The following is a 1,690-nucleotide window of genomic DNA, read 5'->3' as shown; positions in this document are numbered from 1 at the left end:
AAGAAATCAGCCCTCTCCCCCACCAGAAACCCCGCCAAACCAGCCCAAAACCAGTCCTCACACGCCCTAACTCGACGAAACCGTCAAAAAACAATACCGTGACCCCCGCGACACTGCCACGTACCCGCTGCGCTCAAACAAATACTTCCACTCAACTCCACGAGCCAACTTCAACAACGTCTAGATGCATCTGCTCGTTCACCATGGCCTGATTGAACTCTTCCGGCAGCAGTCGAACATCGGCTCTCGAACCCGAGGACTCAGCTAGTTGGAAGGTGCTACTTTCGCAGCAGGCTCCCTGCGTAGTCGTCCAGGACCGAGAGGATTCCATCGTGTTGCCAAATTCGATTTCGTTTCAGGCCCGAACGTTCGCTCACCACCCCAACGGAAGACAACTGCTGCAAAGCTCGTAACGCACTGGTCTGCGAAGTAGTCAACAAACTGGCCACGAGTTCGTTGTTCATCACTGGATGTGAAATCAAATGGGGAAGCAGTTTCCATGCCATTGCTTGGGGTCGCAGCCCCTTCAACATTTCGCTTGAATGATCTAGCTCCGCGCCCAGGCGATCTATGAGTTGGGTACCAGAAGATGCGGCAAAACGCGCAGCGTTTCCGAACTGCTCAACGATGGGAAGAGCATCGCCGTTTTGATATGCCGTCAGTGACGCAAAGTAAGATTCTGTATTTTTCAGAAGGCCCGCGGATACAGGCGCGGTGGTGGATCTGACGATGCCCTTTCCACGAAGCAAAGCATGTACAAGTGCACGTCCAGTTCGTCCGTTGCCATCTACAAACGGGTGAATCGTTTCGAACTGGGCATGTGCAATAGCTATCTGGACAAGGACGGGCAGATCGTCACGGCCCATAAATTGAACAAGGTCCGCGATGAGTTCGTCAATGAGGTCATGCTGGGGTGCAACGAAAGAAGCACCGCGAGGACTCAGCCCGGAGGAACCGACCCAGACAAGTTGATGCCTGAACGTGCCGGCGTGGTGCTCCCACCCGGGTTGTCCAGTCAGCAATCTCTCGTGCATCGTCAGAATCGCAGCCCTATCCACACGATCCGAAAGTTCGAGTGCCGCTTCCATGGCCAGGACATTTGCGGAAACCGAGATCGCATTCGCAGAAGATGACTGGTTCAGTTCAGCCAAGGCTAATTGCCTCGCGCCAACAGTCAGGTTCTCAATCTGTGACGAAGAGGTCGATTCCGTGCGCAGCAGAATCGAGGACATTGGACCTAATGTCGGAGATGAGAAGCCAAGCCGGCCGCGGGCATGTTCATCAAAGCGGATCAACGCGGTCACGGCATCTTCGATGTCGGCGGCCGCACTATTCAGGACGCTGAAATCCAACGCCGCTATTTTGGTCGGGACGGCTGACTTATATTCACCGGAACCTCGAGCCAACTGTGCACGCGAGCTCATTCCGTCTTGTTCGGCCATCCAGTGTTGCGTCGCATATGTAACGGCCGGCACGCTGAGAGAAGGTGTAAGCATGCCTCTCACTATACTTACAGTTTCAGCGTTTATGTATGTAATCAAAACGTCAACTTACACTTCGTGTTCAGTTCGGCCGGTTAACGAAAAAGGGGTCGGGTGCTGTCGGCGTGAGCCGACAGCACCCGACCCCACCAAATGGCAGGTGGGTGTTAAACATCGAAGCCCCCAAACACATGGTGTTTGGGGGCTTC

At 54.3% G+C, this 1,690-nt stretch carries 1 protein-coding gene; it reads right to left on the bottom strand.

Annotation, left to right across the window (positions count from 1 at the left end; all coding sequences use genetic code 11):
• Window positions 1–278 precede the first annotated feature (278 nt).
• The gene (locus tag HED64_RS19600; protein WP_168153620.1) at window positions 279–1,442 is read right to left on the bottom strand and encodes a Fic family protein; all 1,164 of its coding nucleotides are present in this window, start codon (window positions 1,440–1,442) and stop codon (window positions 279–281) included.
• Between the last annotated feature and the right edge of the window lie 248 nt (window positions 1,443–1,690).

Origin of the sequence: Paeniglutamicibacter terrestris, assembly GCF_012271785.1 — a bacterium.
GTDB classification, from domain to species: Bacteria; Actinomycetota; Actinomycetes; order Actinomycetales; family Micrococcaceae; genus Paeniglutamicibacter; species Paeniglutamicibacter terrestris.
Note: the sequence above shows the minus strand (reverse complement) of the source record. Positions and strands in the feature narration are given on the sequence as shown.